This is a genomic window from Parapedobacter sp. (assembly GCF_053550995.1).
This window is the reverse complement of sequence record NZ_JBMQOC010000082.1, coordinates 66,458-72,938: the sequence shown is the minus strand read 5'-3', so window position 1 is coordinate 72,938 and position 6,481 is coordinate 66,458. Positions and strand designations below refer to the sequence as shown.

6 protein-coding genes are annotated in these 6,481 nt (G+C 48.7%); 2 read left to right on the top strand and 4 right to left on the bottom strand.

The window, feature by feature from the left end; all coding sequences use genetic code 11:
- Positions 1-132 precede the first annotated feature (132 nt).
- Together ACO1NT_RS11730 and ACO1NT_RS11725 are read left to right on the top strand one after the other, a co-directional pair.
- A complete protein-coding gene (locus tag ACO1NT_RS11730; RefSeq protein ID WP_449048813.1) occupies positions 133-369 on the top strand; it encodes a DUF433 domain-containing protein in 237 nt (78 codons plus the stop codon).
- A gap of 1 nt (position 370) precedes the next feature.
- Complete coding sequence (locus tag ACO1NT_RS11725; RefSeq protein ID WP_449048812.1) at positions 371-535, top strand: DUF5615 family PIN-like protein; 165 nt, start codon at positions 371-373, stop codon at positions 533-535.
- Positions 536-752: 217 nt separating this feature from the next.
- Here the strand turns inward: ACO1NT_RS11725 and der are convergent, their stop codons facing one another.
- The 4 genes from der to recJ form a co-directional block, all read right to left on the bottom strand.
- Positions 753-2,054 (bottom strand): ribosome biogenesis GTPase Der, encoded by a 1,302-nt coding sequence (gene der, locus ACO1NT_RS11720; RefSeq protein ID WP_449048811.1) that lies wholly within the window; start codon positions 2,052-2,054, stop codon positions 753-755.
- A gap of 37 nt (positions 2,055-2,091) precedes the next feature.
- Positions 2,092-3,609, bottom strand: a complete 1,518-nt coding sequence (locus tag ACO1NT_RS11715; protein WP_449048810.1) for a GH3 auxin-responsive promoter family protein — start codon at positions 3,607-3,609, stop codon at positions 2,092-2,094.
- A gap of 110 nt (positions 3,610-3,719) precedes the next feature.
- Positions 3,720-4,454, bottom strand: a complete 735-nt coding sequence (gene lptB / locus ACO1NT_RS11710) for an LPS export ABC transporter ATP-binding protein (RefSeq protein WP_449048809.1) — start codon at positions 4,452-4,454, stop codon at positions 3,720-3,722.
- A gap of 158 nt (positions 4,455-4,612) precedes the next feature.
- Entirely contained in the window at positions 4,613-6,313 is a 1,701-nt protein-coding gene (gene recJ / locus ACO1NT_RS11705; protein ID WP_449048808.1) for a single-stranded-DNA-specific exonuclease RecJ, read from the bottom strand.
- Positions 6,314-6,481 lie beyond the last annotated feature (168 nt).

The following is a 6,481-nucleotide window of genomic DNA, read 5'->3' as shown; positions in this document are numbered from 1 at the left end:
TCTACCCTGCCCCATAAGACAAGCGGCCATCCCAAATGAAGATGGCCGCTTTTTTCGAATCAACATCTATTTTGCATATTAAAGCGAATTTATCTAAGTTTATGATAATTCACCATTTAATTGTTTACAATCATGATTTGGCAAGACTATATTGTATCGGACAAAAATATTTTGATTGGTAAACCCACTATTAAAGGAACACGTATATCCGTTGAACTGATTCTCGAATTGCTGTCATCGGGTTGGTCTGAACAGCAATTGCTTGAGAGCTATCCGCAGTTGAAAACCTACCACATTAAAGCGATATTTGCTTATTTGAGGGATTGCATGAAGAACGAGTTATTTTTTTCATTGACCAAAATCGCTTAATGTGAAGTTTCTTGCCAATGAGAATTTCCCGTTACCAAGCACTAAATTATTACGCGAGTTAGGTTTTGATGTAAAAAGTATAGCCGAGGAGATGTTTGGAATACCCGACAACGAGGTGGTAACCCTAGCCCAGAGTGAACAACGCATCATATTGACATTTGATTGACAGCGATTACGGTGAAATCATTTACCGCTATGGTCTAGACAACCCTCCATCGGTCATTTATTTTCGGGACAAGGGCCTTGAGCCCTTATTCGCCGGTCGAATGCTTCAGCATCTAATTAACAATACGGACATTTCTTTTGAAAATGCATTTACTGTTGTCGAAGCAAATAACATCCGGCAAAGACAGTATAAAAATTCATAATGGTGCTGTGAGGAGTTATTTCTGCCGGAAATACACTTCTATCGGCACGCCTTCAAAATCAAAGTTTTCGCGCAGTTTGTTTTCGACAAAGCGTCGGTACGGCTCCTTGATGTATTGCGGCAGGTTACAGAAAAAGGCGAACATCGGTGATTTGGCGCCGACCTGCGTCACGTATTTGATTTTGATGTATTTACCCTTCGTAGCGGGCGGCGGGTAGCTCTCGATGATGGGCAACATTACCTCGTTCAGCTTCGAGGTTGGTATTTTCTTTACCTTGTTCTCGTATACGTTGGAGGCCGCTTCAATGGCCTTGAAAATGCGCTGTTTCTCGGTTACCGAAGTGAAGATAATGGGCACATCGGTAAAGGGTGCTATCTTCTCACGGATGAGCTCTTCAAAAACCTTGGTGGTCTTGTTGTTTTTTTCAATCAAATCCCACTTATTGACCAGAATAACCACCCCCTTCCGGTTCTTTTCGGCCAGGTGGAAAATATTGATGTCCTGGGCTTCGATACCTTCGGTAGCATCCAACATGAGGATAACGACATCCGATTCTTCGAGCGCTTTGATGGTGCGCATCACCGAATAGAACTCGATATTTTCCTTGACCTTGGTCTTACGGCGCAGGCCGGCCGTGTCGATCAGGATGAAATCGTGCCCGTATTGATTATAATTGATGCGAATGGAATCCCGTGTGGTACCGGCCATTGGCGTTACGATGTTGCGTTCCTTGCCTATTAGGGCATTGATGAGCGAAGATTTACCCACATTAGGCCTACCCACAATGGTATATTTCGGACGTTCGTCTTCCTCCTCTTCTTCCGGCTCGAAGTGTTTGACCACTTCATCCAGTAACTCGCCTGTCCCGGAGCCCGTCATGGAAGACAGGGGGTATATTTCGCCCAGTCCGAAACTGTAGAATATACTGGCCTCCTGCTGCAACAAAGGATGGTCTACCTTGTTGACCACCACGAAGACAGGCTTTTTACTGCGGCGCAGCACATCGGCAATGGCATCATCCAGATCCGTGATGCCCGTGGTTACATCGACCATAAAGAGGATAACCGAGGCTTCCTCGATGGCAATCATCACCTGCTCGCGGATAGCCGACTCGAATACGTCATCGGAACCATGCACGTACCCGCCCGTATCGATGACCGTGAACTTACTGCCTGTCCATTCGCCCTGCCCGTAATGCCGGTCGCGGGTTACGCCACTGAAATCGTCGACAATCGCCCGTCGGCTTTCTGTCAACCGGTTATACAACGTCGATTTGCCTACATTCGGCCGTCCTACTATTGCGATGATGTTTGCCATAAGCTCACAAAGGTAAGGATAAGGAATGGTAAACGGATTAGTTTGCTTTCAGTTGCTCCAAAATATCGTCGAGGTAGGTACGGTCATTGGCCAGTCGCGGTACTTTATTCTGCCCACCGAGTTTTCCCCGGGCCTTCATCCAACGATAGAACGTGCCCTCGGGTGCGTTGTGGATAACCGGAAAACGCAGTGCCAGGTCATTGAACCGCTTCGCATCGTAGTCTGAATTGACCTCGCGCAGTGCGGTATCCAGCACCTTACAGAAGCGATCAAAATTGCTTGGTGGTTCTTCAAATTCGACAATCCACTCATGCGCACCTGCCTTCCCATCACTAAAATAAACCGGCCCAGCGGTATAGTCGCGGATGCTGGCCCCCGTCTCCACGCAGGCTTGTTTCAACGCCTCGTCGGCATTGTCTACGATGACCTCTTCGCCGAACGTGTTGATGAACTGCTTGGTTCGCCCGGTAACCTGGATGCGGTAGGGGTGCAGGGTCGTAAACTTGATCGTATCCCCTACCATATAACGCCACAAGCCGGCGTTGGTGGAAATAATCAACGCATAATGCTTACCCAGCTCAACCTCGTGCAATCCCAACGTTTTCGGATGCTCATCAAACACGTTTTCGATGGGAAGGAATTCATAGTATATGCCATAATCCAGCATCAACAACAAGTCTTCGGAATCTGATTGGTCCTGAAGTGCGAAATATCCCTCCGATGCGTTGTAATTCTCGAGGTAATACATGCTGTCTGACGGAACCAGCTTTTTAAAGAGATCGCGGTAGGGTTTGAAGCTGACCCCACCGTGGCTATAAAACTCCAGGTTAGGCCAAATCTCCAGGAGGTTGTCTTTGCCCGTGAGTTCCATCATCCGTTTAGCCAGTACCACATACCAGGTGGGCACGCCTGACAAGCTGGTGACGTTTTCATGGATGGAACGCTGGGCTACCGTTTCGATCTTCTCTTCGAAATTGGGGTTAAGGGCGGTCTCCAGATCGGGCGTACGATGCGTTTCCGCCCAAAAGGGCAGGTTACGCAGGATGATGGATGAGAGGTCGCCATAATACGAGTCTGACTGGAAATTATTGATCTGCGAGCTTCCGCCGAGCACCATCGACTTCCCGGTCAGTATTTTGGCATCCGGCCGGTTATGGCAGTATACGGAGAGCATATCTTTCCCGCCCTGGTAATGGCAGTCCTCAAGTGCCTCCTCACTTACCGGGATAAACTTGCTCCTATCGGCCGTGGTACCGGATGACTTGGCGAACCATTTGACATCCGACGGCCAGAGGATATTCTGCTCGCCCTTGATCATGCGATCGATGTACGGCTTGAGGCTGTTGTAATCCTGGATAGGCACACGCTCCTTGTAGGTCTCGGCGGTCAGTATGGAATTGTAATCGTACTTTTTGCCCCATTCCGTGGCCTCAGCGGCAGAAAGCAGGCTCTGGAACCACTCTTCCTGCACCTCATGCGGATATTTCATGAAAAGCTCGATCTGATGGATGCGCTTTTTCATAATCCACGTGAATATCGAGTTGATGATGGCCATTTTTCAGTCTCTAGTCTTTAGTAGTTAGTACTTAGTCTTTAGTAGTAAGACGTTAATTTCCGATACGTGCCAGCCGGTCTTTCTAAGTACTGAGTACTCGGTACTCAATACTACAATTTTTTCCGACGCAACTCAAAATTACGGCCGAGGTAAAACTTCCGGGCCATTTCATTCACCGCGATTTCCTCCGGCGTGCCGGCAAGCATGATTTTCCCTTCCGTCAACAAATAAGCGCGGTCGGTAATCGATAGCGTTTCCTGCACATTGTGGTCCGTAATGAGGATACCGATATTACGGTGTTTCAATTTGGAGACAATGGTTTGTATCTCTTCCACGGCAATGGGGTCTACCCCCGCGAACGGCTCGTCAAGGAGGATGAAATTCGGTTTGGCTGCTAGCGCGCGTGCTATCTCGGTACGGCGACGCTCGCCACCCGACAATAAGTCACCGCGGTTCTTCCGCACCCGGTTCAAGCTGAACTCCGATAACAGTTCCTCCAGCTTTTCTTTCCGCTCTTCACGGTCTTGATGGTGGATTTCCAAAACGGCCATGATATTGTTTTCAACCGATAACTTGCGGAACACCGACGCCTCCTGCGCCAAGTAGCCTATCCCCTTTTGCGCTCTCCGATACATGGGGTCTTCGGTAATTTCTTCGCCATCCAGGTATACGTGCCCCTCGTTGGGCTTGATCAACCCCACAATCATATAGAACGATGTGGTCTTGCCGGCACCGTTGGGCCCTAATAAACCAACGATCTCGCCTTGCGCCACTTCGAAAGAAACATCATTTACTACCGTGCGTTGGCGGTATTTCTTGATGAGATGCTCTGCTTTTAATATCACTTTTTTGCTGTTTGCTTTTTTGCCTTGTGCTGTTTGCTTTTTTGCCTTGTGCTGTTTGGTGAACTTGTGAGGTCCCTAACAGGCTCGCTTGCTCACTACTCACAAACTCACATCTAATACCTCAAACATCCTTACTCCTAAATCCTTGCTCCTTAATCCTAAATCCGTATATCCTTTACATTCAACTGCAAATTCCGCTTATCGCGCCACACATTTTCTTCGATGGTATAGCACATGTCAAACGGACGTTGCGTATTGATTGCTTCCGCGTATTCTGCCAGACCAAAACCGATGCAATCAAATCGCGCGGAGCCCGGCTGCACAACCGTCATTTTAAGATGACTACCCCCGACGATTGTCGCCATACCCAAAACACTTACCAGCCTGCTCATGAAAAGTGGTGCCTCATTCTGGGGCCCGAACGGTTCAAAGCGCCGTAAAATACGAAAAAATTTTGCGTCGATTTCAGCAAATCCCAATTCGGCATCGATGGCCATCTCACGCTGCAGCATGGTCGGGAGGATGCTTTTCTCAACAACATGCTCGAAACGCTCTTGGAAAAGTTCGATATTCTCCGGCTTCATGGTGAGCCCCGCCGCATATTTATGGCCACCGAATTGATCAAGCAGATCGCTGCATGCACTCAGCGCCTCATAAAGATCGAATCCCAATACCGACCGGGCGGATCCGGAAACGTGACCATTGGTTTGTGTGAGCACTACCGTGGGTCGATAATATTTCTCCGTAAGCCGCGTAGCGACGATACCGATAACGCCCTTGTGCCAACCGGGTTGAAACACGACCGTGGTTTTCCGTTTTTTGAGCCCCTCATCCCCATCGATGATGGCAAGTGCTTCTTCCGTAATCCGGAGATCGAAATCTTTCCGTTGGGTATTCTGGACATCGATGCTTTTGCTGTATTCGCCAGCTTCTTGGAGGGATCTGGAAACTAACAATTTCACGGCGTCTTTCGCATGGTCTATCCGGCCAGCTGCATTGATACGTGGCCCAATCTGGAAGATGATGTCGTTTACGGTAAAGTGCCCACGGCGATGGGTAGACAAATCGATGAGCGACTGCAACCCGCAGCAGGGGTTGGTATTCAATTTGATAAGCCCATAATGGGTAAGTATCCGATTCTCGCCAGATATAGGCACAATATCCGAGGCGATACCCACAGCTACCAAATCGAGATATTGGTAGCAGCGGTTGATATCCATGTTGTTTTTCTGAACGAAGGCTTGGACGATCTTGAACCCAATACCACATCCCGGCAACTCCTTATATGGGTAAGGGCAATCGGTGCGTTTGGGATCCAATACAGCCACCGCATCCGGCAACTTGTCGCCCGGAAGGTGGTGATCGCCAATAATGAAATCAATCCCCCGCTCGCGGGCATACGCCACCTTGTCAAGTGCTTTGATGCCACAATCCAATGCAATAACCAACGTGAACCCGTTTTCCGCGGCATAGTCGATACCTTGCTTTGAAATACCATATCCTTCGGCATACCGATCGGGCAAATAAAACTCCAAGCCCGAATGGAACTGCCTGAAAAAACTGTAGACCACCGCTACTGCGGTAGTACCGTCCACGTCGTAATCCCCGTAGATAAGGACCTTTTCTTTATTGCCGATGGCCTGCTCAATCCGGGCGATGGCTTTATCCATGTCTTTCATGAGGAAAGGGTCGTGGAGCGACGATAGTTCGGGACGGAAAAAACACCGGGCATCGTCAAAGTCAGCCACCCCTCTATTCACCAATAACCCGGCCAATACCTTATGGATACCAAGCGCTTCACTTAGTTGCCGCACCTCGGCTTCATCACTGCAAGAAGCGATTGCCCATCTTTTTTGCATATATTTCCGCTATAAAACCTGTTTCTTTCACTGACACAACTTCCTGACAACGGTGTTCAAGAGGGCTTCGCCGTTCGCCATTGCAGGGGAGAACCAAGCTTGCGAGCTCACCGCAGGTAAATCCGTTTGCAAAAAGGGCAAATTTACCTAAGTTTGTGCACTACGAAA

Bases quoted from the DNA above. Each gene is read 5' to 3' on its own strand.
- ACO1NT_RS11730 (WP_449048813.1), top strand. From the start codon at position 133: ATGATTTGGCAAGACTATATTGTATCGGACAAAAATATTTTGATTGGT.
- der (WP_449048811.1), bottom strand. From the start codon at position 2,054: ATGGCAAACATCATCGCAATAGTAGGACGGCCGAATGTAGGCAAATCG.
- ACO1NT_RS11715 (WP_449048810.1), bottom strand. From the start codon at position 3,609: ATGGCCATCATCAACTCGATATTCACGTGGATTATGAAAAAGCGCATC.
- recJ (WP_449048808.1), bottom strand. From the start codon at position 6,313: ATGCAAAAAAGATGGGCAATCGCTTCTTGCAGTGATGAAGCCGAGGTG.